General features: G+C 63.1%; 24 protein-coding genes and 2 pseudogenes. 21 read left to right on the top strand and 5 right to left on the bottom strand.

Annotation, left to right across the window (positions count from 1 at the left end; genetic code table 11):
* Together ACVWWH_RS02660 and ACVWWH_RS02655 are read right to left on the bottom strand one after the other, a co-directional pair.
* A partial coding sequence (locus tag ACVWWH_RS02660) for a dTDP-4-dehydrorhamnose 3,5-epimerase family protein (protein WP_457315512.1) occupies positions 1–466 on the bottom strand: 466 nt, incomplete at its 3' end.
* Positions 463–795 (bottom strand): annotated as a pseudogene (locus ACVWWH_RS02655) (dTDP-glucose 4,6-dehydratase); the annotation flags it as partial. The gene ACVWWH_RS02660 and the pseudogene ACVWWH_RS02655, both read right to left, overlap by 4 nt.
* A gap of 13 nt (positions 796–808) precedes the next feature.
* Between ACVWWH_RS02655 and ACVWWH_RS02650 the strand changes: the two are divergent.
* Positions 809–1,102, top strand: a pseudogene (locus ACVWWH_RS02650) (transposase); the annotation flags it as partial.
* 104 nt (positions 1,103–1,206) lie between these two features.
* Here the strand turns inward: ACVWWH_RS02650 and ACVWWH_RS02645 are convergent.
* A complete protein-coding gene (locus ACVWWH_RS02645; protein WP_457315525.1) occupies positions 1,207–2,271 on the bottom strand; it encodes an acyltransferase family protein in 1,065 nt (354 codons plus the stop codon).
* Between the two features lie 443 nt (positions 2,272–2,714).
* On the opposite strand from ACVWWH_RS02645, the gene ACVWWH_RS02640 reads away from it, so the two are divergent.
* The 16 genes from ACVWWH_RS02640 to ACVWWH_RS02565 all read left to right on the top strand — a co-directional run bounded on the left by ACVWWH_RS02640 (position 2,715) and on the right by ACVWWH_RS02565 (position 19,644).
* Positions 2,715–2,942 carry a hypothetical protein gene (locus ACVWWH_RS02640; RefSeq protein WP_457315511.1) on the top strand — a complete coding sequence of 76 codons (228 nt, stop codon included), beginning with the start codon at positions 2,715–2,717 and terminating at the stop codon, positions 2,940–2,942.
* Positions 2,943–3,347: 405 nt separating this feature from the next.
* A complete protein-coding gene (locus tag ACVWWH_RS02635) occupies positions 3,348–4,169 on the top strand; it encodes a WecB/TagA/CpsF family glycosyltransferase (protein WP_457315510.1) in 822 nt (273 codons plus the stop codon).
* A gap of 59 nt (positions 4,170–4,228) precedes the next feature.
* Positions 4,229–5,302, top strand: coding sequence for a glycosyltransferase family 4 protein (locus ACVWWH_RS02630; protein ID WP_457315509.1), 1,074 nt, complete (start codon positions 4,229–4,231; stop codon positions 5,300–5,302).
* A complete protein-coding gene (locus tag ACVWWH_RS02625; protein WP_457315508.1) occupies positions 5,299–6,429 on the top strand; it encodes a glycosyltransferase family 4 protein in 1,131 nt (376 codons plus the stop codon). Before ACVWWH_RS02630 ends, ACVWWH_RS02625 begins: the two co-directional genes overlap by 4 nt.
* Positions 6,426–7,277, top strand: a complete 852-nt coding sequence (locus ACVWWH_RS02620) for a glycosyltransferase family 2 protein (RefSeq protein ID WP_457315507.1) — start codon at positions 6,426–6,428, stop codon at positions 7,275–7,277. The genes ACVWWH_RS02625 and ACVWWH_RS02620 overlap by 4 nt, the downstream gene beginning before the upstream one ends.
* Positions 7,262–8,602 carry a hypothetical protein gene (locus tag ACVWWH_RS02615; protein WP_457315506.1) on the top strand — a complete coding sequence of 447 codons (1,341 nt, stop codon included), beginning with the start codon at positions 7,262–7,264 and terminating at the stop codon, positions 8,600–8,602. Before ACVWWH_RS02620 ends, ACVWWH_RS02615 begins: the two co-directional genes overlap by 16 nt.
* A 44-nt stretch (positions 8,603–8,646) precedes the next feature.
* The gene (locus ACVWWH_RS02610) at positions 8,647–9,657 is read left to right on the top strand and encodes a glycosyltransferase family 4 protein (RefSeq protein ID WP_457315524.1); all 1,011 of its coding nucleotides are present in this window, start codon (positions 8,647–8,649) and stop codon (positions 9,655–9,657) included.
* 31 nt (positions 9,658–9,688) lie between these two features.
* Positions 9,689–10,273, top strand: a complete 585-nt coding sequence (locus ACVWWH_RS02605; RefSeq protein ID WP_457315505.1) for an acyltransferase — start codon at positions 9,689–9,691, stop codon at positions 10,271–10,273.
* A gap of 256 nt (positions 10,274–10,529) precedes the next feature.
* Positions 10,530–11,354, top strand: coding sequence for a hypothetical protein (locus ACVWWH_RS02600; RefSeq protein WP_457315504.1), 825 nt, complete (start codon positions 10,530–10,532; stop codon positions 11,352–11,354).
* 28 nt (positions 11,355–11,382) lie between these two features.
* Positions 11,383–12,903, top strand: a complete 1,521-nt coding sequence (locus ACVWWH_RS02595; protein WP_457315503.1) for an oligosaccharide flippase family protein — start codon at positions 11,383–11,385, stop codon at positions 12,901–12,903.
* A gap of 373 nt (positions 12,904–13,276) precedes the next feature.
* Positions 13,277–13,771 carry a hypothetical protein gene (locus tag ACVWWH_RS02590; protein WP_457315502.1) on the top strand — a complete coding sequence of 165 codons (495 nt, stop codon included), beginning with the start codon at positions 13,277–13,279 and terminating at the stop codon, positions 13,769–13,771.
* A 104-nt stretch (positions 13,772–13,875) separates the two neighbouring features.
* Positions 13,876–14,694: an alpha-1,2-fucosyltransferase gene (locus tag ACVWWH_RS02585; protein WP_457315501.1), complete on the top strand. Its 819-nt coding sequence runs from the start codon at positions 13,876–13,878 to the stop codon at positions 14,692–14,694.
* Positions 14,695–14,780: 86 nt separating this feature from the next.
* Positions 14,781–15,815, top strand: a complete 1,035-nt coding sequence (gmd, locus tag ACVWWH_RS02580) for a GDP-mannose 4,6-dehydratase (RefSeq protein ID WP_457315500.1) — start codon at positions 14,781–14,783, stop codon at positions 15,813–15,815.
* Positions 15,815–16,786 (top strand): GDP-L-fucose synthase family protein, encoded by a 972-nt coding sequence (locus tag ACVWWH_RS02575; RefSeq protein ID WP_457315499.1) that lies wholly within the window; start codon positions 15,815–15,817, stop codon positions 16,784–16,786. The genes gmd and ACVWWH_RS02575 overlap by 1 nt, the downstream gene beginning before the upstream one ends.
* Before the next feature lie 42 nt (positions 16,787–16,828).
* Positions 16,829–18,178, top strand: a complete 1,350-nt coding sequence (locus ACVWWH_RS02570) for a UDP-glucose dehydrogenase family protein (RefSeq protein WP_457315498.1) — start codon at positions 16,829–16,831, stop codon at positions 18,176–18,178.
* Positions 18,175–19,644, top strand: a complete 1,470-nt coding sequence (locus ACVWWH_RS02565) for a sugar transferase (protein WP_457315497.1) — start codon at positions 18,175–18,177, stop codon at positions 19,642–19,644. The genes ACVWWH_RS02570 and ACVWWH_RS02565 overlap by 4 nt, the downstream gene beginning before the upstream one ends.
* Here ACVWWH_RS02565 and ACVWWH_RS02560 read toward each other — a convergent pair.
* On the bottom strand, positions 19,641–20,714 hold the full coding sequence (locus ACVWWH_RS02560) for a glycosyltransferase (protein ID WP_457315496.1): 1,074 nt from the start codon (positions 20,712–20,714) through the stop codon (positions 19,641–19,643). The two genes, ACVWWH_RS02565 and ACVWWH_RS02560, sit on opposite strands and share 4 nt — an antisense overlap.
* Positions 20,715–20,837: 123 nt before the next feature.
* Positions 20,838–20,975, bottom strand: a complete 138-nt coding sequence (locus tag ACVWWH_RS02555; RefSeq protein WP_157089134.1) for a hypothetical protein — start codon at positions 20,973–20,975, stop codon at positions 20,838–20,840.
* A gap of 242 nt (positions 20,976–21,217) precedes the next feature.
* Between ACVWWH_RS02555 and ACVWWH_RS02550 the strand changes: the two genes are divergently transcribed.
* The 4 genes from ACVWWH_RS02550 (at position 21,218) to ACVWWH_RS02535 (ending at position 24,164) form a co-directional block, all read left to right on the top strand.
* Complete coding sequence (locus tag ACVWWH_RS02550; RefSeq protein ID WP_457315495.1) at positions 21,218–22,270, top strand: FAD-dependent monooxygenase; 1,053 nt, start codon at positions 21,218–21,220, stop codon at positions 22,268–22,270.
* A gap of 133 nt (positions 22,271–22,403) precedes the next feature.
* Positions 22,404–22,985, top strand: a complete 582-nt coding sequence (locus ACVWWH_RS02545; protein ID WP_457315494.1) for an LGFP repeat-containing protein — start codon at positions 22,404–22,406, stop codon at positions 22,983–22,985.
* A 100-nt stretch (positions 22,986–23,085) separates the two neighbouring features.
* A complete protein-coding gene (locus tag ACVWWH_RS02540) occupies positions 23,086–23,469 on the top strand; it encodes a DUF3467 domain-containing protein (RefSeq protein ID WP_084249550.1) in 384 nt (127 codons plus the stop codon).
* Entirely contained in the window at positions 23,466–24,164 is a 699-nt protein-coding gene (locus ACVWWH_RS02535) for an SGNH/GDSL hydrolase family protein (RefSeq protein WP_457315493.1), read from the top strand. Before ACVWWH_RS02540 ends, ACVWWH_RS02535 begins: the two co-directional genes overlap by 4 nt.
* Position 24,165 lies beyond the last annotated feature (1 nt).

The following is a 24,165-nucleotide window of genomic DNA, read 5'->3' as shown; positions in this document are numbered from 1 at the left end:
GGAAGGTGTACTCCCCCTGCGCGGCGGCGGACCAGTGGTCGTTGACGAGATAGGTGTAGGCGGTGGCGTCCTCGAGGGTCTGGAAGGCGTTGCCGGCCCCGCGCGGGACGAAGATGGCCCTGGACGGGTCGAGCTCGGCAGTGAAGACGGTCCCGAAGCTCGGGCCTTCGCGCAGGTCGACCCACGCGCCGAAGACCCGCCCGGTGGCCACGGAGATGAACTTGTCCCATGGCTCGGCGTGGATCCCGCGGGTGGTGCCGGCCTTGGCGTTGAAGGAGATGTTGTTCTGCACCGGGGCGAAGTCGGGCAGCCCGAGGGCGGCCATCTTCTCCCGCTGCCAGTTCTCCTTGAACCAGCCCCGGCTGTCCCCGTGGACCGGGAGGTCGAACAGCACCACGCCCGGGATCGGCGTCCCGTGCGCGGCGAGCTGCCTGGAGAACTCGATGCCGTCCCCCGGCGCGGTCACTGGCCCTGCTCCTGGTACCTGGCCTCGGTGGCGGACTTCTGCGGCCGCCACCAGGCCTCGTGGTCGCGGTACCACTGGACCGTGGCCGCCAGCCCGGCCTCGAAGTCGCCGTAGCGGGGGCGCCAGCCCAGCTCGGTGCGCAGCTTCGTGGAGTCGATCGCGTACCGAAGATCATGGCCCGGACGGTCGACCACCTTCTCGTACGCGTCGGGGGCCTGGCCCATCTCCTTCAGGATCAGCTCCACGACGCTCCTGTTGTCCTTCTCACCGTCGGCCCCGATGAGGTAGGTCTGCCCGATCCGGCCCCTCTCCAGGATGGCCAGAACCGCCATCACAGTCCCCCGTCTCGGACCGGGGCGCGCCCGCTCCCGGCCCGAGGCGGTCCTGGCGGACAAGGCCTACTCCTCCAAGGCGAACCGGTCCAACCTGCGCGGGCGCGGGATCAAGGCCGTCATCGCCGAACCGAAGGACCAGAAGGTCGACCGCAGACGCAAGGGCTTCCGGGCGGCGGCCGGCCCCGGCCTTCGACGCCAAGGCCTACAAGGGCCGGGCCGCCCTCGAGCAGTCAGCCTGTTCATGCAATGGCGCGGGATTGCGACCCGATACGACAAGCTCGCCCAGACCTACCGCCCCTGAACCCGCTCTCTACGCCTGCATCATCTGGCTACGCCGATAAAGAGACACACCCTAGCCGACGCTGCGGACGCGGCACCACACTCCCAGGCGCCTGCAGCCCAGTCTCAGCCAGCCTGAAGCTTCTGAGGCTGCGGCCCTACCGGACGCTGGCTTGGGAAGAACCGGTTCCGCACCCTCAGTGACGGCCACTCCACAAGCCGGGTGACGACGAAGGCCACGCAAATCGCCGCCGCGTAGCTCATGGCCGTCTGCGCAATCGGGGCGAGTCCAATCCCCAGCTTTCCGAGCACGATCCCAGCGAGACGCGCAGCGGCGATGTGCCAGATGTATAGCGAGTACGAGTAGACGCCGAGCGAGCCAATCGGCCGAAGCACTGTGGCCAAGCGGGGTACCCAACTCGCACGGTAGAGCAGCAGGAGGAAGCATACGGAGCCGAGCATCGTCACCGTGAAGCCGAGAGTGCTCCCAAGAAAGCTCTGCTTCGTGAACAACGATAACCACACGATCGCCGCCAACATGCCCACTGCCCACACCCATCTAATGCGGGTGAGCTTGTCCATGATGCGTGGGTAGAACGTCGCGACGAGGCCAAGAAGCAAGCCGGCTGCGAGCCCGTCCACCCGGTAATGGCTATAGGTCTGCAGATGCACGGGCGTGTCGCCGGCAGAGGCTCCGACTATTCGAAGCGCTAACGGCACCACCATCGCTGAGCCGAGGATCATCATCATGATCCGGAGCGGGATGCGGCGGCGGAAGGCGAAGGGCGCAACCACCGCCAGCACGAGGTAGAAGTGCTCCTCCACTGCGAGGGACCACAAGTGGTCCTGCGAGGAGCCGAGGTAGTTCTGCAGATGGAAGAAATTCTGGAAGAAGTAGCTCTGCCACGGATGGTCACCGAATAGCAGCTGGGCGAACAGGAACAGATAAAAGACCGGCCAAAGCTTCAGCGCACGCCGGATAAGGAAACGCTTCGAATCGAAACGCCCTGTCTGCTGCCATTCCCGGAACACGATCGAACCCATAAGGAAACCGCTTAGGACGAAGAACAGATCCACTCCAGCCCAGCCGAAGGTCCTCGCCGGCCACATGAGCATGTCAAAGACAGCGACACCATTCGGCGTGCCGCCGAGGTGCCAGCCCATGGCCAGGAGGATCGCGCATCCGCGCACAACGTCCAGATCAAGCCGCCGACCAGCGACAAGGCTACGTGACTGCACGCGGCTAGAGCGCACGGATTCCCCCAAAGAAGAGTCGACAAGACCGATCCGCCTGAATCGTAGCCCATCGGGAGGCGTGTCTGGCAGCGGTGCTTACCGAAGAACCGGATGCCGACAAGGCAGGGTGGATGCCTTCCGGGCGCCACTTCAGCTACCGCGGCAGCCGCTCCAGGCGCCGGCTAGACGTGTCCGCCGCGGGCCGCCACGTCCTAGCCTTGTTCCGAGGCGAACCACACTGACGGGAGGCCGGGCGATGGGTTTCAGGCTCCTTGCCCTCGGCGACAAGGTGGCGTTCCATGACACGGGGCGTCAGCCGTTCAACGTCCGAGCGGTGTCGCCGGACGTCAGTGTGGTGATCGGTCCTCTCCCGGGGCGCGGGGTCCGCCGGGTACACGGTGGTCGACTGGCACCACGAGCTACGTGGCACGGACGGCACCACCGACGCCGGTATCCGCACCGCCTCGCAGGCCCACCAACGCCTACACCGGTTCCTCACCGAGCGGGCCTCGCTCGCCGACGGCGACGTGCCCGCCACCCAGTCCATCCTCGCCTTCGGCGATTGGACACCGGTGCGGATCGCGACGGTGAACCGGCGTCCGTGGCCGGAACTGCACCACAACTGATCAGGTCCGTGGTCCCCTGTAGGGCAGCGGTATGCCGTGAAGGCCACGCTAGCAGCACAAGAACGCCTTGCAGTCTCTCGGAAGCACTGAACACGTCATCGAGGACGACAGTACGATTCTGAGTCAGAGTCCCTCGTACGGGCTCCCCTCGCCGGCAGCCAGGAGCACACCGGCAGCAGGCTTCTCGAGCGCGCTCAGGTGGAGACCCAGTTGCCTCAGTGAGGAGACCCAGTCCCCTCAGCGAACGCGCGGGCCAATCGCCAGCTTACGTCGCCCCGCCAGGCGTGCACGCCTAGCAGGCTTGTGGCTGACGTGGGGATACCGCCAACGACCAAGTATCATACCCAAGGAACGGTAGGCCTGCTTGCTTAGCGACCAAGCTTGAACCGTAGATTTGGGGGGATTATGGCACTGCATCCGGAGCACAGCGTCGTTGGCGCTACAGCGAAACGCACTCAATGGATCGGCGGCCTCGAATTCGTTGCATGTGACAAGAAGACAGCCGCGATGCAGATCATCGACATGACACGCGAGAACCGGGGACGACACGTACACCTTGCGAACGCATATACCGTTGCACTAGCGAGCAGGTCAGAAGAATACTCAAGGATCCTCCAAGAACCCGCAGTCAATTATCCGGATGGAAAACCCATCGGCTGGGTTTCTCAACTTCGGGGGCATTGCCCTAACGTAAAGCAAGTAAGAGGACCGAGCTTATTTCTCGACGTCTTTGATTACGGGAGAGCTTTCAACGTACGGCACTATCTGCTGGGCTCAACCCCGACGGTCCTCAAAGATCTCGAACGGAACTTGAAAGCTAGGTTTCCAGGCGTTTCGATCGTGGGCAGCTACAGTCCGCCGTTCCGCCCACTTACAATCAATGAGCTTCGCGAGCAGGACGCAAATATTTCATCATCGGGGGCACAAATCGTTTGGATCGGACTTGGAACCCCGAAACAGGATTTTGAAGCGTCCCGCCTTGCTAATGAGCTGCCAGTTGTGGCGGTCGCGGTGGGCGCGGCTTTCGATTTCGCAGCTGGCGCACAACGCCAAGCCCCTGACTGGGTTAGCTCAGCGGGACTGGAGTGGCTCTTCCGCCTTGCCACGGAACCAAGACGTCTATGGAGGCGATACCTCTTCGGCAATCTGCGGTTCCTTCGTGCGGTCGTACAAGGCGACCAACGAATTGATCATGACCGGAACGACGAAACCATTCCAGACGAATGAGAGTCGCCCTAATCCATAGCTACTACTCCTCAGACCAACCCAGCGGCGAAAATCACGTTGTGGATGCTCAGGTAGTAGCGCTTGAAGCCGCCGGCCTAGACGTAAACCTGATAGCCCTGAAAACCGACGATCTTGCACAGGAAAAGGCTTACCGGCTAAGATCCGCGATAAAAGTAGCAACTGGGCTGGGCGCCTCCCCCATCGAACACCTTCAGGACTTCCAGCCTGACATCGTCCACGTGCACAATCTATTTCCAAACTGGGGCACGAATTGGCTAAATAAGTGGGACGGTCCCCTGGTGACGACAATTCATAACTTTCGTCCTCTATGCGCCGCCTCGACCCTATTCCGAGACGGGAAGACCTGCACGGCTTGCCCCGACAGTTCGGCCCTCCAGGCCATCGTGCACTCCTGTTACCGAAACTCTCGACCGGCGACAATCCCTCTAGCAGTTCGAAACAGGAACGGCATAAATAGTGATCCCCTTTTCGCCCGAGCGGATCGCGTTATTTTTCTCTCACCGCGTGCCTCAAGTATCTATGATCGGTACTGGCAAGAGAGCCGAAAATCGGTTGTAATACCCAACTTTGTTGATATCACGCCGGACTATCGGCACAAAAGTCACGATGAATGGGTATATATCGGCCGGCTGTCCCCCGAAAAGGGGATACATAAGTTGATTGAGCACTGGCCAGAAGACCGCATATTAAACGTGTACGGTACCGGACCCCTTGCCACTTTCCTGGCCGAAGCAAGCAACGACCGTGTCAGATTCCATGGAAAGTTAGCGCCCCAGGATGTGGCAAGTGTTCTTACTCGATCAAAGGGATTGGTTTTCCCGAGCGAATGGGCCGAAGGCCTGCCGTTGGTCTTCGCCGAAGCAATGGGGTGTAACATTCCGGTCGTGGCAAAATCTGGCAACAGCGCTGCGGACTGTATAAAAACGTTTGGCGGGGGGGCCGTCTTCGACACGTGGGACCAACTCCCTCACTGTCTAGACAAAATCTCTACGTTGACCGGCTCGACGGCAGGGGAGCCAAGGAAAATCTACGAACGCGAATTTTCTCCCGACGTGTGGCTCCAGCGTACGCGCGCAGTGTACGAGGACGTACTTGAAGGCGGCAAGCAGTGAACAAAGTCGTAATCCTTCAAGAATATATTCCTGCATACCGTGCCCGCTTTTTCGAGTTGCTGGTCAGTCAGGGCTCGGACGTCGGTATTGATATTCGCATCGCACACGGCTTCCCGAATCGCCAGCAAGCCAGACGAAGCGATGCCGTCTCTATCTCAGCATCCTTGAGGCTCGAGCAAGTTGAGCTCGGGGTAACTGGAAGACGGTTAGTACTAAGGCGCATACGCCAAGCCATATCGGGTGCTGACCTTGTGATCATGGAACAAGCCCGGAGGAATCTCGATGCTTACTTCCTCTTAGGAACGCCACGGACTCGGCGTCCACTGGTAGGTCTCTGGGGGCATGGCATGGACTACACGCGGCCATCTGATCGGGTCTCGATGGCTTTGCAGAAATGGCTCACAGTGCGCGCGGATTGGTTCTTCGCCTACACCTCCGGTGGACTAGAAGCCGTCAAAGACCTAGGGTTTCCACCAGATAAAGTGACGGTCGTCCGCAATTCTGTCGACACATCCGGTCTATGTAGGGATATTCAGGCATTGGGGGCGGCAGAACTCCGGGGATTTGCGGAACTCTACGACTTGCGTGGTAAGACTGCGATCTATCTGGGGGCTCTTTCCGAGTCTAAACGCCTGCCATTTCTTCTCAGCGCCGCGGAAGACGTGCATTCTCGGGACCCTGACTTCAGACTCCTTTTAATGGGTGACGGGGAAGAACGTGAGCAAGTCGAGCGTTTTGTGCAGAGGAACCGATGGAGCTCATATCTCGAACGGTCCTCGGGTGAAAGGAAGGCGCTTGCGCTCGCGTGCTCAGAGGTTATGTTGATGCCCGGCCGTGTGGGCCTAGCCGCTGTAGATAGCTTCGCCGCTCAGACGCCTATCATCTCGACCAAATGGCCTTGGCACGCCCCCGAATTTGAGTATCTTGTGCCAAACCAAAACGCTGTTATAACGGATGACGATCGTGCACTATACGCCGAAGCAATATCCGCGACGCTAGGACATCGACCGACCCTTGATGCACTTCGCGACGGATGCGCAATGTCTGCCAAGCTATACACAATAGAGCACATGGCTGCGAATTTTTTGAGAGGTATTCAGAGCGCCCTAGACGGAGGCCGACAATGAAGTGTGCTGTGATCATTGCGTGCCATAATCGGCGGGAGTTAACGCTACGATCCGTCGACCATGCTCTCATCTCGGCAAGAGATAGTGATGTCGAGGCCTCATTCATTGTCTTCGATGATGGTTCTACCGACGGCACCGCCGACGCACTTAAGTCCCTACCTGCTGACATCACGATTCTTCCCGGAGATGGGAGCGCATACTGGGCCCAGGGCATGGCCCAAGCAGAAGAGGTGGCACTGCGCCGGTCGCCTGATCGGTCGGACAGTTTCATCCTCTGGCTGAACGACGACGTGATCCTTGACCGCCACGCGTTCGCCCTACTTGAACAAACGTCCAAGAGCCATCCCGACGCGGTGCTTGTCGGCGCCACACGTGAGCCGGAGACCGGTGCGATCAGCTATTCCGGGCTCGCTCGCAAGGGAAGCCATCCGCTAAAGTTCGAATTGGTACAACCAAACGGAGGGCACCAGGCGGTCTACAGCTTCAACGGAAACGTAGTTCTCGTGCCTATCCGTATAGCACGAGATATAGGCGGCATTGACGGTACCTACTCGCACGCATTTGCAGACATAGATTATGGTGTTCGCTGCAAGCAGTTGGGCGTCCCAGTCATCCTTACGTCGACCACTGTAGGGACATGTGCTCGTGGAGAAAGGCCTGTAAATCCGAATCCGAAGGCTGCATGGCACGAGTTCGTCGGCGCGAAGGGCGGCGGAAATTTCGGCTCCCTCCGGCGAGTGATCAGACTAACACATCCACGTATTTGGCCGGTGTACATCTTGAGGACTTACATCATCTGGTGGCTCCGCGCGATCAGTAGGGCGGCAAGGATGTGGATACAGCACTGATGACAACATTCTTTGTCGCGGTTCTCGCCGCTAACGCGATGATAGTGTTTACATACCTCCTCTATCGGCACCCCGAGCTCGGAGCGGTGCTCTGCGGCGTTACCGTACTCACAGCCTGGGAGTTACCATCACCACAACCGCTCGCGACACTCGCAGGGAATAGTGTCTACTTACAAGACGTAGCCTCGCTGATATTTCTCGTTGTAGCTTTTCCTGGAATCGGTCGGATACATGCGCGGCTGAAGCTCAGTTCATTACTATGGTTCGCCTTCGCATTGTCGATCTTATTTTCTTTTCTTTCGGGCATCGACGTCAATCGCCTCGGTAATGCGACTAATGAATCCAGGCCATTCTTTTATACGATAAGCGCTATGCTCTGGGCGATGTCGCTCAAGTGGAGCAAGGACCAGGAGCGCCGCCTACTAATCCAGGCAAGTCTTCTTATCGGTTGGGGCTTGGTCTTAGTAGCTCTTTACCACATGTCTCTCTACGGGCTCGGATCTACAGACACCTATGTTGACCCAGGCACTGGCATGGAACAGACCACCCGTTGCCTGGTGTCCGGACAAGCTTTGACCCTGCTTTTTTGTGCCGTATCGCTGTTGTGGGCGTTTCGTGCTACTAGGAATCGGGTTCACCTCCTAAGCTCTATGGCTTTTTTCACCATCGTTCTGGCCTCTGAGCAGCGAACAGTCTGGGCGGTTGCTGCTGGGGTAATGCTTGTCGCTTTCATCACTTCTCGTAAGAAGCTCAAACTGACGATCGTTTTGTTCGCGCTTGTCGCCACTGCGACCTTGATTGCGGTCACCACATCAAGCGTCGTGGCCGGCATTCTCGACCGCCTCGATGCAGCGGCATCTAATTCAGGCACTTATGACGCTCGTGTAACTAGCTGGACCGCACTAGTTGACCAAAATGTAGCTCTCGGATTCTGGACGATTTCATTCGGCCAGCCGATGGGGGCCGGTTTTGGCAGATTTGAAGGCGAAGGAAGATGGGTGGAGTTCGCTCCCCACAACTGGTACGTAACTGTATTCCTCCGAGCTGGGGTAACCGGTCTTGTTCTTCTGCTGCTCTTCTTGGCAGCGGTCCTGGTTCGTACGCGCGGTGCAACTACATCCCAATTAGCTTGGGCGATCATCATAGGCCTTACTTTGTATGGATGGGCCTACTCTTGGCCGTGGTATGTATGTATATTTTGGGGATGGGCGATCGCTCAATGCAGGGACAGCTTATTAGGGCACGGCGCTTTAGAAGCTGACTCACTACATCGGGCTGCGTGGTTCCCCAAGACAAAGAACTATATTGAGGAGCGTCAACGTTGACTCTGAGAGTTCTCCATCTTCTAGGATCGCTTCGTCCAAGCGGAATGGAGAGAATGCTGGTCACCGCAGCAGATGCCTTCAGAGAGCAGAACATCGAAGGCATAGTGGTCGGGCAAGGCTCAGGACATCCGTTCGCTCGAGCCTTGATCGAGGCCGGCTATGAGACGTACGAAGTGGATAAAATCGGCGCTAGCTGGAAGGCTGCTAAAGAATTTAGACGCGTCGTTGAGTCGTCACGTCCAGACGTCGTCCACATCCATACTGAGGGCAACTATCTCCGAACGGTGCTCACCACGCTCTGGGCGACAGGTGGGCGGGCGAAGATGATTAGAACCGTACATAACGTATTTGACGCAAGAGGAGCTTGGCGTGTCCGTAGGACATTACAGGCACGCCTTGGCGACCGCCTAATGTACGCAGTGGTTTCTCCATCCGAAGACGTAGCCGACAACGAGAGGCGCATGGGTCGTAGATCCATCGTTATACACAACTGGGTGGATGAGAGATTTTACGCACTAAGAGCTGAGCGCACTGGGCGCCGGCGAGTCGAGGGAGCGCCGACAGCGATCATCGTTGGAAATTGCTCAAGCATTAAGAATCATGAGTTGGCAATCAGCGCCGTTATGCAGGCAAACCATCGACTGATCCACATTGGCGACGAAGCCCATGCGAGCCATGAAGAGCGTAGTTTGCTGGATCGACTTGACGCACAGGGCGTGCTGCTATATCGCGGCACGGAAAGTCCAGACAAGCACCTTCTAGACGTGGATTACTTTGTAATGCCGAGCAGAAGAGAAGGCATGCCTGTCGCGCTTGCCGAGGCGATCGCCGCTGGGGTGCCAGCTTTGGTGAACGATGTCCCCGGGATGCGATGGGCAAGTGCTATCACCAACGTCAGGACGGTCGCTGATACCCGAGAGGCTTGGGCCGGTGCGGTCAGGGACTGGGCATCCGTCTCGGAGACTAACCCATCTGGTCCTGAACTCGATCTGCGGGCTTCCCGTGGGGCCCGCGAGTATGCGGAACTCTACAGGGCTTCAACCACGGAACACTAAGCTTTCCTGGTCCAATTGAAAGGAGGACTTGATGAGATCTATGTTGACCGCGCTCAAAACCGTGCGACGGCGCCAGCGCACACTCGGGCAGAACGTGCACGTCGGGGAAGGCTTCACCTTTGGAAATCACTCTCGCCTGTGGGCTCCCCGCAGTTTGACGATCGGTTCGGAATGCAGCATAGGCTCCTACGTACGAATTGAAGTCGATGGGGTCATCGGCGACTCGGTCCTGATTGCGAATTCAGCGGCCATTGTCGGCCGCCACGATCATGAAGTGTCGGTTGTCGGCACACCGATAAAGGAGACGCGTTGGGTCGGCAGCTCACCGGACCGACTTAGCATGCCTGTGCTGATCGGCTCTGACGTCTGGATCGGTTTCGGTTCAACAATTTTGTCCGGGGTCGAAATAGGCGATGGAGCCGTGATTGGGGCAGGCGCAGTGGTGAGCCGTAGCATCCCAGCCAACAGCATCGCCGTCGGAAACCCGGCCAGGGTGGTCGGAAAACGCTTTGAAGATGAAGCCTGCGCTCAACATTGGCATATGCTTCGAGAACGAGGCGTGCGGAGGATGACGGATCGAACATCAGACCAGGGAAACAGCCAGCAAAATGCGTAACGCTCGTGTACTCTACGTTCCGAATGAATCTGGATCATTCCGGCAGTTGGGCTTTCGCCGTCCTCTCGCAAACCTAAGAGATGCTGGACTCTTACGCGAAGTATCGGTTTACAGTCTTCAGCTCAGGATTCGGAGCGGCGGCGATCCCGAACAGCACCGACAGTCTCTCGTTCAACGAGTACGCGAGTTTCAGCCAGACGTTGTATTTATGCAGCATTTGGGAACGACCGGACTCACTCACGAACACTTCCGGCAGATGCGCAATGCCGCGAAGTTCGATTTCGTTTATCACGAAGGCGACCCCTACAGCCGTTGGCTACACCCACTTCCTCCGCCAGCCCGCGCAGCGGGCCGTGCATCAGATGTGACGTTCACGGTCGGCTCCGGCCAGTTCGTCAGAAATTTCGAACGCCACGGGGCGCCGGACGTGCGATGGGTGCCGAGCGCGTTCGATCCTGATCGGTACGGGCGCGAGCAGGTGAGCGCCTCGGTATCGAGACCCTACGATGTCGTTGTGATCGCCAACAAGAATTCTCCGCGCCTGAGGGGTCATCCCAATTGGAAAGATCGAATCAGGTTTGTCGAGGTTCTTCAGCGGCGATTAGGCGAGCGTGTAGCGGTGTTCGGGAAGGGATGGACCGGCCCCGGTGCAATGGGGCCGGTCGATTGGGCTTCACAAGATAGCGCCATCAAGCTTGGATGGATTAGCGCCAATTGGGATCACTATGCCGAAGAACCCTCCTATTTCTCCAACCGCCTACCAATATCTTTGGCATCGGGATCGATTCACGCCACTACGTTGCACCGCGGCTATGATTCTATGTTCGGCGCCGCCTCAGATGGCTTTCTTATCCTCGGGCGAACCATCGAGCAACTTGTGGACGACATTCTCAACAAGCTGGAATCAACGAGTCCCTCCGAACGTATAGAGGCCGCGGTGCGAGCACAGCAGTTTGCGCATCAACACTTCCGTCAAGACGATCAGTTAGTGAGTATGTTGAACTACAGGTCGCCGAGAATAAGTCCTCTTGAGGCTAGGGACGCGTGGGATCTCGACGCTACACCCATAAACGAAACGTAGCATTCAGAACTTTGGGCCGGCGCGTGAGGTGAAGAGAAACAGCGTGCTTGAGACTTCAGAAGGAGAGCGACCTGTGCGTCGAGCTTCCAAACCTTCGAACAGACCGAGCTCGTCCGGTTTGCGCATATTCACGGGGGCCGCATGGACCTACGCCTCCCAGCTCGCGACCGTAATTATCCAATTCGCCTATGCCGCGGTCACATCGCGGGCGGTTTCGCCCGAAGGCTTTGGCCAATATGCAATCGGGCTTACGGTGGTGGGACTAGTTTCGCTTCTTTCTTCGGGCGGGTTGGGCCAGTCGATTGCGCGCATGCAAGTCATAGAAGCACAGCGCGTAAAGTCCCTCGTTACGTATGCACTCATGCTCGGCTGCGTGGGGTCTATGTTCCTCTATCTGACTGCAGGCTTATGGGCAACCATATGGGGAAGCCAATCCGCAGTACATCCTCTAGAGTTGTTGGCAATCAGCAGCTTTATCAGCCCGCTCCTGGGCCTAGCCAACGGCCTTATGACAAGGCTTGGAAAGTTTCGAAAGCTAGCAGTGGTGACTCTCGTGTCGAACATCGGTGGCATGCTTTTCGGTGCGCTTGCGGTAGTGACCTTGCATTCCTCCACCTCATTGGTGGTGTCACCTATAACTGCACAGCTACTGGCACTCATAGGCTGCCTTTTGTCGACAGACCGGCTCCTTCTAGGGTTCGGAAGGTTGGGGCACACGAAGGGGGACCTAAGCTATAGCTGGAGGGTCATCGCGACTAGCGTTCTTACATACTTTTCTGGCAACATTGTGAAATTTGCAATGGCAAGAGCTATCGCACCTGCAACTCTCGGCCATTGGAACCGCGCCGAAGCCATCACCCTGGTTCCCTTGCAACAGCTACAATCCGCTATCATCTCTGCAGTTTTTCCAGAGTTTCGGCACGATGTCGATAATGCCACAAGGGCGCGCACTGTCTGGACGGACTTGTTCACAATTGTTGCCTGGTTCGCACTGCCCATTAGTGCGTGTGGCGCGGTCGTAATCCCGAGTCTACTCCCGATCATTTTTGGTTCGCAATGGCATGAGGCTGCTCTCCTAGCGGCCCCACTTTCACTCGCGGGGGGCATTCAGATATTGGCCACCCTCCTCGCCAGCGCAATTGGCGCGCTCGCTCGGTTCAGATGGCTCTGGTCGACTGAGTTAATATTGATCGTGCTGCAGGCGATAACCGCGCTCTCGGTCTTCTTCTTTCATGAGGTCTGGATCGCTTCATCGGCGCTAGTTCTGGCTTATTTGACGCGTCACCTGTGGCAACTTCATCTGGCCGGTAAGGAGGGGTACCTCGCTCTCGGCAAGCTCTTCCGCCAATATCTGCTTGCCGCGCTCTTCGCCATGGTTATGTCGTCAGCGTCGGGGTTAGAGATTTGGGTTATTTCAATCGCTGAGACGCCTTTTACGGTCGCACTAGCGGTGATGATCCCCACCGCATTCATCGGCGGATGCTACCTGGTCCGGAACCTGCTGCCCCCGGTGCTGTTAGCTAGAAAGTATGGATTCCGCGTTCCATAATCTCCAAGTACCTTATTCGGGCGGTGCGTGCGACAATTTGGTATAAAATTACGACAAAAGCTAAGAAATTATTGGGGGTCGAGGTCACTTGAAGAAGCTCTTGGTTGTCGTCCTAGCGTCTGATGCTGAACCCTGGAAGAGTATCCAAGATAATGGTCAGAGAACGACTTGGGCCGCCAATCCTCCAGCGCCGGTGCGCTGGCTACACGGCGAAAGCGGCGGAATCTCGCGCTTCCTCGCGCGTGCTGTTCCCAAAGTTGCTGGGGGGAGGCCCCTGCGCCTTTTCTACAGACACCTGGGACGCTGGGCCGCCTCGAGACCAGTTGAGCGGTTCGGCGATAGATTGAACACGCGTGTACCTGAAACTTACCTAATGACCAATGCCAAGACCGTCGCGGCGTTCAGACATGTCCTCGCCACAGAGGAATTTGACTTTTTGCTGCGCACGAATTCGTCAAGTTATATAAACTTACCCTTTCTTTTAGATTACATCCAGAATATACCTTCACGTGACTACTATGGCGGCACAACCTGGGAAAAAGAAGGTCTCACCTATGTCACAGGGACATCGATACTTCTGAGTCGCGATCTTGTGTCTTATGCTGCCGAAGACCCGTACTGGGACTTCGATGTCATCGATGACATCGCTGTTGGTAAGTCTATGGCTAGGCGCGGAGTGGAGCCGGTGGGCGTACCTCGTGTGGATCTGTATTCTGACAGCGACCTGTGCGGTTTGACCGACGAGATGCTGAAGACGACGTATATCTTCCGCTGCCGTGGAGAATCTGACCGCGGCCACGATATCTCGGCGATGCAGTTTATCCACGCTCGAGTGACGGCGGGAGCTAAAATGCAGAAGCCGAACTAGGCAAAGCGGTTGCAGTTCTGCTCTTCGATACGCCTAGGTCGTAGACTACAGATGCTTCACCTACTCGACACGAGAACTGTGATGCACATCTACTAAGGATCTTCATGAGAGATATGAGCGTCGTAGGCCTTCTCGGTGGCCTGGGTAATCAACTATTTCAATACGCATATGCAAATTGGCTCGCCAAATCTGGCCGTACAGTGTCTTTTGATGCTTCCGCTCTCCGCTCTGGTGAACGACGACTCGAACTAACAGAGCTCTTCGACCATAAGCTTCCGCTCGTCCGGTGGCTGGATGTGATGCCTTATCCACGGGGGCGCCTTGGAACGATTGGCGACCGCGTGCGATCGTTCGTGGGGCCTCATCGCGTCTGGCATGAGGACGTTCACGGCATACCTAACCGGCCCGAGGACGCGCCTGCGGCTTGGTGGTACGGCTATTGGCAGGCAAACAGGATCGTTGATCAAGTCTTGCCGGATGTCAGAAGATCGATGTCTGGCTTCATGCCACCGGTGGTCGCGGGGCGGGTGGGCGTCCATATTCGACGAGGTGACTATGTCGGCAACCCGATGCTTCTATCCCCCAATTATTACAATTCGGCTCTAAAAATGCTCTCCGAGGATGCCTCGGCCACTCTTTCGGACTTAGACATTGTGATTTACTCTGACGACCCGGAATGGTGCAGAGCCAATATGCGTTTCGAAGGTTTGGTGTCTTACGGTGCCTCGTCGTCAACGATCGACGATTTCAGAAGTTTGCTTTCCTGTGAATACCTGATATTGTCTCGCAGTACTTTCAGTTGGTGGGCCGGCGCGCTGCCGGACCGAGGCCCGCGTAAGGTCGTCGCGCCGTATCCCTTCACCACCTTCCAGTCGTCGCTGGAGGGGCGCGGCTGGCTCAACTGCTCCGCACCGCCCGGCTGATTGCGTAGACGTCGCCAACACTGGGTCATCCGTGCCCGCTGGTAGACTGTGTTCGTTGATTTGAGTTCTTAATTTGGGGGTTTGGTGTGTCCAAGACAGCGCTTATCACAGGTATCACCGGACAGGATGGTTCGTATCTGGCTGAACTGCTCCTGTCAAAGGGGTACGAGGTGCACGGCCTGATCCGCAGGGCCTCGACCTTCAACACGGCCCGGGTAGACCACCTCTACGTAGACCCGCATGATCCCGAAGCCCGCATCTTCCTCCACTACGGCGACCTCTCCGACGGCGCCCGGCTTGTCACGCTACTGGCGGACATCCGCCCCGATGAGGTCTACAACCTCGCCGCGCAGTCGCACGTTCGCGTCTCCTTCGACGAGCCCGAGCACACCGGCGACACCACCGGCATGGGCTCGATCCGGCTGCTCGAGGCCGTGCGCATGGCGGGCATCCAGACCCGCTTCTACCAGGCGTCCTCGTCCGAGATGTTCGGCGCGACCCCGCCGCCCCAGGACGAGGAGACCCCCTTCTACCCCCGCTCGCCCTACGGGGCGGCCAAGGTCTACAGCTACTGGGTCACGCGGAACTACCGCGAGGCCTACGGCATGTACGCTGTCAACGGCATCCTCTTCAACCACGAGTCCCCGCGGCGCGGCGAGACCTTCGTGACCCGCAAGGTCACCCGTGCGGTGGCCGCGATCAAGGCCGGCGTCCAGTCGGAGCTGTACATGGGCAACCTCGACGCCGTCCGCGACTGGGGCTACGCCGCCGAATACGTCGAGGGCATGTGGCGCATGCTGCAGGCGGACGAGCCCGAGGACTTCGTGCTCGCCACCGGCGCCGGCTACACCGTCCGCGACTTCCTGCAGTACGCCTTCGAGCACGCCGGCCTCAACTGGGAGGACCACGTCCGCTTCGACGAGCGCTACCTGCGCCCCACCGAAGTCGACGCCCTCATCGGCGACTACTCCAAGGCCGAGCAGAAGCTCGGCTGGACCCCGACGGTCAAGACGCCCGAGCTCGCCCGCCTCATGGTGGACGCCGACGTCGAGGCCCTCAAGCACGCCGGCGGCAAGTGGATCGACAGCGTCAACCTCGACAGCTGGAAGGCCCTCGTGTGATGCCGGAGACCCCCTACGCTCCAAGCGCCCTCGACCGCTCCGCGACCTTCTACGTCGCCGGACACCGGGGCCTCGTCGGCTCGGCGATCTGGCGCCGGCTCGAGGACGAGGGGTTCACCAACCTCGTGGGGCGCGCCTCGTCTGAACTCGACCTCAAGGACCGCGGGACCGTCTTCGACTTCTTCGCCGCCGAGAAGCCCCGCTATGTTGCCCTCGCCGCAGCCAAGGTGGGCGGGATCCTCGCCAACAACACCTACCCGGTCGACTTCCTCAGCGAGAACCTGCGCATCCAGACCAACGTCATGGACGCGGCGCTCGAGCACGGCGTGGAGCGCCTGCTCTTCCTCGGCTCGTCCTGCATCTACCCGAAGCTCGCGCCGCAGCCTCTGAAGGAGGAGTACCTCCTCACCGGGCACCTGGAGCCAACGAACGACGCCTACGCGATCGCCAAGATCGCCGGCATCCTCCAGGTCCAGGCCGTTCGCCGCCAGTACGGCCTTCCGTGGATCTCCGCCATGCCCACCAACCTCTACGGCCCGGGCGACAACTTCTCGCCCACGGGCTCGCACGTGCTGCCCGCACTGATCCGCCGGTACGAGGAGGCGCGGCTCAGCGGCGCCGAGAGCGTCACCAACTGGGGCACGGGATCACCCCTGCGGGAGTTCCTGCACGTCGACGACATGGCAGAGGCGTGCCTCTACCTCCTCGAGAACTATGACGGCCCGGAGCAGGTCAACGTGGGGGTGGGAACCGACGTCACCATCAAGGAGCTCGCCCACACCGTCGCCGACGCCGTCGGCTACCAGGGCGCCATCGAGTGGGACGCCACGAAGCCTGACGGAACGCCCCGCAAGCTCATGGATGTCAGCAAGCTCACCGCCCTGGGCTGGAAGGCCAGCATCGGCCTCGACGAGGGCATCCGGAGCACGGTGGAGTGGTTCCGCGAGCACCAGGACGACTTCCGCAAGTAATGGGCGGCTACGCACCGCAGATCTGATTCAGGGGGGGGGAACATGAGGATCAGCGTCATCGGGACCGGCTACCTCGGAGCCACGCACGCCGCCTGCATGGCCGAGCTCGGCTTCGAGGTGCTCGGCGTGGACATCGATCCGGCGAAGATCGAGGCCCTCGCGAACGGCGTGCTGCCGTTCCACGAGCCAGCGCTCCCCGCGCTCCTGCGCAAGCACGTGGCCACCGGGCAGCTGCGCTTCACCACCTCCCTCGAGGAGGCGGGCGCCTGGGCCGACGTCCACTTCATCGGGGTCGGCACCCCGCAGCGCGCCGGCGAGCACGCCGCGGACCTCACGTTCGTCGAAGCGGCGGTGCGGTCTCTCGCCGAGAGCATCACGAAGGATGCGCTGATCGTCGGGAAGTCTACGGTCCCGGTGGGGACGGCGCGCCGCCTGCGCGAGCTGATCGACCGGCACGCCGACGGGGCCCTGCGAATCGGCCTCGCGTGGAACCCCGAGTTCCTGCGGGAGGGGTTCGCTGTGCGAGACACGCTCTCACCCGACCGGCTCGTCTTCGGGGTGGACAACGCCGAGGACGAGGATCTTCTCCGCGCCGTCTACGCCGACGCGCTCGCCGCGGATACCCCGCTCATCGTCACCGACTTCGAGACGGCCGAACTCGTCAAGGTCGCCGCGAACGCCTTCCTGGCCACCAAGATCTCCTTCATCAACGCCTTCGCCGAGATCACCGAGAGCGTGGGCGGCGACATCCGCACCCTCGCCGACGCGATCGGCTACGACGCACGGATCGGCCGGCGCTTCCTCAACGCCGGCGTGGGCTTCGGCGGCGGCTGCCTGCCCAAAGACATCCGGGCACTCCAGGCCAGGGCCAGCGAACTCGGGCTCGACCGCACCATGCGGTTCCTGTCCGAGGTGGACCTGATCAACCTGCGCCGCCGCGACCGGGTCGTCCACCTCGCCGAGACCATGCTCGGCCCGCTGCTGGGGAAGAAGGTCGCCGTGCTCGGCGTCGCCTTCAAGCCCGACAGCGACGACGTGCGCGACTCCCCGGCCCTCGACATCGCGGTGCGCCTCTTCAACAGCGGCGCCGACGTGGCCGTCTATGACCCCGAGGGCAACGCCAACGCCGCCAAGCGATTCCCGCGGCTGGGCTACGTCGACTCCCTCGACGCGGCAGTGACCGATGCGGACCTCGTGCTGCTCCTCACCGAGTGGAACGAGTTCCGCCAGCTCAAGCCCGCCGACATCGTCCCCCTCACCGAGGGTCGCAAGATCATCGACGGCCGCAACGTCCTGGACCCGGCCGAGTGGGAGCACGCCGGCTGGGACTTCGCAGCCCTGGGCAAGCGCTTTGTGCCGGTGAGTGATCTGGCCGAGGCCTTCGCGGAATGACCGCCCGAGAGACGGCAGCCCGCGCCACCTCCGCCGCCGTTCCGCGCTCCCAGAAGCACCTCAATCTGCTGGGCTGGGCCGATCTCGCCTGCATCGTGTGGGCCTCTGTCGGTGCGCAGATGCTCCGCTTCGGCTCCGACGACACCTCGATTCAGGTCAGCCACACCTGGCACGCGCCCTACGCTCTGGTGACCGTGGTGGTGATCGCGGCCTGGTGGGTGGTCCTCGCTGCAGGAGGGACGCGGGAGGACACGATCCTGGGCCACGGCCCCGAGGAGTACAAGCGAGTGCTCACCTCCTCGCTGTGGCTCTTCGGCGCGATCGCGATCCTCTCCTACGTCTTCGGCTTGGACACCGCCCGCGGCTACGTCGCTGTGGCGCTCCCCCTCGGCATCGTCTCCCTGCTGATCGCCCGCTGGGTACTCCGGAGCGTCCTGGTCCAGTCGCGCAGCGGCGGCCGGAACCTCCGCCGTGTCCTCGTCCTCGGCGCCCCCAGCAGCGCGCGCCACCTCGCCAGGCAGCTCGCCAGCAGCCCCGGAGCGGGCTACCGGGCCGCAGCAGCCTACCTGCCCGGGTTCCCGGGGGTGGTGCTCACGGGTGTGGGCCACGAGATCCCCGTGCTGGGCTACCAGGACGACGTCTCCGACATCCTCAGCGCCGTCGCGGAATCCGGCGTGGACACCGTGGCGATCTCTGGATCCGCACTCGCACCCGAGGAGCTCCGCAAACTGGGCTGGGAGCTTGCCGCCCGCAACGTGGGCATGATCCTGGCGCCGGCGCTCACGGACGTGGCCGGCCCGCGCATCCACATGCAGCCGGTGGGCGGCCTGCCCCTCATCCACGTCACTACCCCCAAGCTCGAGGGCGGCAAGGCCGCGCTCAAGCGCACCCTGGACATCGTCGCCTCGGTCGCCCTCCTCGCGGTCCTCGGCCTGCCCATGCTGGCGGTCGCCGCCGCCGTGAAGCTGGACAGCCCCGGACCGGCGCTCTTCCGTCAGACCCGGATTGGCCGCGCCGGCGTCTCCTTCAAGATGCTCAAGTTCCGCTCCATGGTGGTGGACGCCGAGGCCCGGCTCTCCGCGCTCCGCAGCCTCAACGAGGGCGCCGGTCTGCTGTTCAAGATGAAGCATGATCCGCGGGTCACCCATCTTGGCCGCATCCTGCGCAGGTTCTCCATCGACGAGCTCCCGCAGCTCATCAATGTGCTCCGCGGCGAGATGAGCCTCGTGGGCCCGCGGCCGCCGCTGCCTGCCGAGGTGGCCGGTTACGACGACTTCGCCCACCGCCGCCTGCTCGTCAAGCCCGGCGTGACGGGCCTCTGGCAGGTCTCCGGCCGCAGCGACCTGAGCTGGGAAGAAGCCATCCGACTGGACCTCTCCTACGTGGAGAACTGGTCCCTGGCCCAGGACCTCGTGATCCTGCTCCGCACGGCCCGCGCCGTGCTCGGCAAGACCGGCGCTTACTAGGCTCCTGCGGCCGCCGTCGGCTCGGAGGCGCCGCTGCCCGTGGGCCCGAGGCCGAGGTTCCCGAGCACCGCGCCGAGCGCCCTCCGTCCCGCCTCGGGCGAATAGGCGGCCTCCCAGCGGTGGCGGGCGGCAGCCACGGCGTCGTACGCCGGCAGCGCCGCGGCGGCCTGCGTGATCACCTCTGCGAGGTGGCCGGGATCGCCCGCCCGCGCCACCCACGGGTGGTCCGGGCCCACCACCTCCGGCAGCGACCCGGCGTCGCTCACCACCACGGGCACGCCCGAGGCCATCGCGGTCACCGCCGGGAAGCAGAAGCCCCGGGGCTGGACGGCCGGGCAGACCAGCAGGTCCACGGACCCGAGGAACTCGTCCGCCGGCATGTTGTGCACGCTCTGGACCATCGCGCCCAGGGACCTGAGCCGGCCCTCCACCACCACCCGCTCGCGGGCGTCGGCGTAGCGCGTGGGCCCCGTGATGCGGAGCCGGTACCCTTCGGGGGCCCAGCGCCTCAGCTCCCTGAGCGTGTCCGCGAGGACCAGCACCCCGTCCCGCTCCGAGACCGGCCCCATGAAGCCGATCCGCAGCGGGCCGGCGCCGCGCCCGTGGCGGACGAGCTCGAGGGCGGGGACCGAGGGGGCGAGCACGCGTGCGTCCCTCAGCCGCCCGGCGTCGGCCGCGGAGGGGACGATGGTGGCGAGCGCGCGGGCGCGCGCCGCCGCCCTCCGGACGCTCTTCAGGGGGCCCGGGGCCGCAGTGTCGAAAGCGAGGATCCGCCGCTGCATCCCCGCCGTCGCGAGGGCGGCCAGCGTCCCCTCGCACCACAGCACGCCGTCCGGGTTAGCGCGGCGCCACCGGAGCAGGTCGAGCGCGTACTGGGCAGGGTGGGCGGAGGCCAGCGTGTGGACGGGCAGGCCGAGCGCGGAGGCGCGGGCCACGAGGGGGCTGCGCTCCGGCGGACCGACCACGAGGACGTCCTCGCCGAGTGCCGAGAGGCCCTCCGCGACCGAGGCCATCAGGCCCTCCCCGCCGCCGCGCCTGATCCCCGCGGCAATGACATGCCTGGCCGTCATCTCCCCCATTGCTCCTTGCCCGTCCGTAGCGTCTGGATTCAAGGCTAAAGGCGCCGCGGCACGCCCCCGCGGCGGCACGCCGGGTGCGGCTGTGTGGCCTGCACGACTCCCGCTGCCCCGGCGCTACCGGTGCAGGTTCAGGAGTATGAACAGCACCACGGCCACCACGGCGACCCCCAGCAGGACGGTCTGCGCCGTGTTGATCCGGCGCTCGTTCCTCAGCAGCCACTGCCGGCGCCGATACTTGCTCTTCCAACCCATTCCACAGCCCCCCCTCTTCCTCTGCCGCGGCAACGGAGAGCCCCGGCAGACGCTCTGTGCAGCACCACTCTGACAGTCCTCGGCACGAAACCAAAACAATTGCAAGTCAAATGACGCGGCGCCGCTCGAGGGCCCCGGATTCCGCGGAAATCCGGGCCTGAATGGGGCCTTAAGGCCCTGTGAAGGACCACCGCCAGCGGATACCGCATGACAGCGCAGAGCATCCGTAGGAGCCTTGGGGCATGAGGGGCACCGCCGTGATCGTCGGGGCCGGGATCGCGGGGCTCGCCGCGGCCCGGTCGCTCACCGCGGGCGGGTGGGACGTGGAGGTCCGCGAGCGCCACCCGCAGCTCTCCACCGCCGGCACGCTTCTGGGCCTGTGGCCGGCCGCGTGGGCCGCGCTCGAGCGCCTCGGCGTCGCGTCCGCCCTCGAGACCGTCAGCCTCAGCTCGGGCGAGCTGCTCCGCCCCGACGGGCGCGTGCTGGTCCGCCTGGTCCTCCCGGGGACCACCCGCGGCGTGGGGCGGATGGACCTGCTCGAGACCCTCCTCGCCGGGCTGCCCGAGGGCACCGTCCGGTGGGCCTCCCCCGCCTCCTCCCCCGCCGCGCTGCCGGACGCGGACGTGGTGGTGGCGGCCGACGGCGTCCACTCGGCCCTGCGCGCCCGCGCCTTCCCCGCCGCCCGGCTCCGGGACGCCCACGTGGTGGCGTTCCGCGGCGTGGCCCCGCTCGAGACCCGGGAGGGGTTCGAGGCGTGGGGCGCCGGGCTGATCTTCGGCCGCGCCCCCTTCCCGGGCGGCGGCAGCAACTGGTACGCCGGCGTCCGCGCCGACCTCGCCGGCACCCGCGGGGACGATCCGCTCGAGGTCCTCGGCGCGCTCTACCGGGACTGGACCCCGCGGGTCCACGAGGTGCTCGCCACTCTCACCCGCGAGGCGGTGGACCGGCGCCGCATCGAGGACCTCGCCCCCCTGAGGAGCTACGTGGCCGGGAACCTCGTGCTCGTGGGCGACGCCGCCCATGCCATGGCCCCGCACCTGGGCCGCGGCGGCGGGGAGTCCCTGATGGACGGGCTCGCCCTCGCCGACGCCCTCGTGGCCGCCCCGAGCGTCGCCGAAGGCCTCGCGCGGTACGACGCCGCGCGGCGCCGCCCGTCCCAGCGCGCCGTGGCCGGCTCACGGCTCATGAACCGGATCTCCAACCAGCTGCGCCACCCCTGGCTCCGCGACACCCTCGTCACCGCCGCCGGCAGGGCCGCAGCGCGGCGCCGCCACGCGCCGTCGTCCGCAGGGTGAGACAGCCCCGCCCAGGCGCGCGGGACCCCTCCGTTGGACATGTACAATCCACGTTAGCCCGGTCCGCCGGCCCTGCACCCGGCCGGCCGACCGGGCCTCCACTTCGCACCTTTCGACGAACATTGGGGGCTCCATGGAAGCATCGTCGCTTCGGCAGACCACGGGGAGACGGCTCCTCGGCAAGGGCGGCATCGCAGCACTCGTGCTGGGCCTGCTCCTCGCACTCACCACCACCGGCCTCGCGCCGCAGACGGCCTCGGCCGGCGGGTACAGCGCGATCGACGCCAAGTACCAGGCCGTGGGCGGCTCCCGCCTCCTCGGTGCGGCGCGCGGTCCCGAGGTCCGCACCAGCACGGGCGCGCACCGCGACTACGCCCGCGGCGCCATCTACTGGTCCTCGCGGACCGGGGCGCACCCGAACGCGGGCGCCATCCGCAGCGCCTACGCCGCCAAGGGCTGGGAGCTGGGCTACCTCGGCTACCCGACCACGGACGAGTACAACTACGCCGGCGGCCGCGCGCAGAACTTCCAGAACGGCTACATCACCTGGTCGCCCCGCGGCGGCACCGCCGTGGTGGTCAACGGGCGCGTCATCCCGGGCGGGTTCTGCTCGCCCAGCCAGCTCTGGATGAAGGGCGTGGCCTCCAACGGCCGCACCTACACCTGCGGCAGCAAGGGCCGCGACGCCAGCGGCCACTACCACTGGAACAGCTAGCATCTGACGCCCGGCGCGCCCCTGGCGCAGGGGTACGCCAGCAACGAACGGGGTCCGCGAACGCTTCGCGGGCCCCGTTCGCCGCGCAATGATGGAGTGCATGACCGAGCCAGAGCCCGAGATGCCCGAGATGCCCAAGGTCTTCCAGATCTCCCTGCCCGAGGAGAACATCGAGGGCCGCTTCGCCGACTTCGCCAACCTCTGGCACACGCCCAACGTGTTCGTGCTGGACTTCGTGGCCCTCACCCAGCCCCCGCAGGTGGGCGAGACCGAGGACGGCGACCACGCCGAGGTGATCCCCGGCCGCGTGGTGAGCCGCATCCGCATCCCCCCGGAGCAGGTGTTCGAGCTCGCCGCGGCCCTCACCCGCCAGCTCGGCGTCTGGGAGAGCGAGACCGGCCGCAAGCCCCCGGCCAAGCCCCTCTACGACTCCCAGGGCCGCCAGATCCACATCGACGACGAGGGCGTGGAAGGCCCCGAATGAGGTCCGCCCTCGCGCGGTCCCTCACTTTCATCCCCGTTCTGCTGCTGCTCGCCTCCTGCTCGGCGCTGGGGACGCACGACGCCGGCTCCTCGCCGAGCGCTGTCCCCTCCCCCGGGTCCTCGACGGCGACAGTCCCCGCCTCCTCCGTCCCCGCGGCGCCGACCGTGGTGAGCGTCCTGGGCGACTCCCACTCGGGCTTCCCCTACTCGTGGTACCGGCTCTCCGTGGGCGACTCCCTCGTGCCCGGGACCTCCCCCGGTGTCCTCTCCTCCCACCCCGGGCGCACGTCCGTGGAGCTGCGCGCCTGGGTCGGCGAGGCCACCGCCCGGGGCGGAGTGGTGCTGGTCCAGGCCGGAACCAACGACATCCTGCGCGACGGCTCCCCGCCCGCCGCGGCCGCGGGCGGGGTCGAGCTCTTGGTCCGGGACGTGCTGGCCCGGCACGTGCGGCCCATCCTCGTCTCGGTGCCGCCCTCGGCGGCGCACCCGGCCTCGACCGTGCAGCTGAACGCGATCCTGCGTTCCTGGGCGGCCGTGCACGCGGTGCCGTGGCTGGACGTCACCACCTCCGTGACCGCCCCGGACGGCACCTGGCTGCCGGGCCTCTCGAGCGACGGCGTGCACGCGAACGAGGCCGGCGGGGCGCTCATGGCCCTCGTCGTACGGGACCAGCTGCCGGGGCTGCTCAGGCGCTAGC

The organism is Sinomonas sp. RB5, from assembly GCF_054063535.1.
The sequence above is the reverse complement of the archived record's forward strand: the minus strand, read 5'-3'. Positions and strand labels throughout refer to the sequence as shown.

Excerpts from the sequence above, each read along its gene's own strand:
- ACVWWH_RS02635 (WP_457315510.1), top strand. The coding sequence starts at position 3,348 with ATGGCACTGCATCCGGAGCACAGCGTCGTTGGCGCTACAGCGAAACGC.
- ACVWWH_RS02620 (WP_457315507.1), top strand. The coding sequence starts at position 6,426 with ATGAAGTGTGCTGTGATCATTGCGTGCCATAATCGGCGGGAGTTAACG.
- ACVWWH_RS02610 (WP_457315524.1), top strand. The coding sequence starts at position 8,647 with ATGGAGAGAATGCTGGTCACCGCAGCAGATGCCTTCAGAGAGCAGAAC.
- ACVWWH_RS02605 (WP_457315505.1), top strand. The coding sequence starts at position 9,689 with ATGAGATCTATGTTGACCGCGCTCAAAACCGTGCGACGGCGCCAGCGC.
- ACVWWH_RS02600 (WP_457315504.1), top strand. The coding sequence starts at position 10,530 with ATGCGCAATGCCGCGAAGTTCGATTTCGTTTATCACGAAGGCGACCCC.
- ACVWWH_RS02590 (WP_457315502.1), top strand. The coding sequence starts at position 13,277 with ATGACCAATGCCAAGACCGTCGCGGCGTTCAGACATGTCCTCGCCACA.
- ACVWWH_RS02585 (WP_457315501.1), top strand. The coding sequence starts at position 13,876 with ATGAGAGATATGAGCGTCGTAGGCCTTCTCGGTGGCCTGGGTAATCAA.
- ACVWWH_RS02575 (WP_457315499.1), top strand. The coding sequence starts at position 15,815 with ATGCCGGAGACCCCCTACGCTCCAAGCGCCCTCGACCGCTCCGCGACC.
- ACVWWH_RS02570 (WP_457315498.1), top strand. The coding sequence starts at position 16,829 with ATGAGGATCAGCGTCATCGGGACCGGCTACCTCGGAGCCACGCACGCC.
- ACVWWH_RS02565 (WP_457315497.1), top strand. The coding sequence starts at position 18,175 with ATGACCGCCCGAGAGACGGCAGCCCGCGCCACCTCCGCCGCCGTTCCG.
- ACVWWH_RS02560 (WP_457315496.1), bottom strand. The coding sequence starts at position 20,714 with ATGACGGCCAGGCATGTCATTGCCGCGGGGATCAGGCGCGGCGGCGGG.
- ACVWWH_RS02555 (WP_157089134.1), bottom strand. The coding sequence starts at position 20,975 with ATGGGTTGGAAGAGCAAGTATCGGCGCCGGCAGTGGCTGCTGAGGAAC.
- ACVWWH_RS02550 (WP_457315495.1), top strand. The coding sequence starts at position 21,218 with ATGAGGGGCACCGCCGTGATCGTCGGGGCCGGGATCGCGGGGCTCGCC.
- ACVWWH_RS02545 (WP_457315494.1), top strand. The coding sequence starts at position 22,404 with ATGGAAGCATCGTCGCTTCGGCAGACCACGGGGAGACGGCTCCTCGGC.
- ACVWWH_RS02540 (WP_084249550.1), top strand. The coding sequence starts at position 23,086 with ATGACCGAGCCAGAGCCCGAGATGCCCGAGATGCCCAAGGTCTTCCAG.
- ACVWWH_RS02535 (WP_457315493.1), top strand. The coding sequence starts at position 23,466 with ATGAGGTCCGCCCTCGCGCGGTCCCTCACTTTCATCCCCGTTCTGCTG.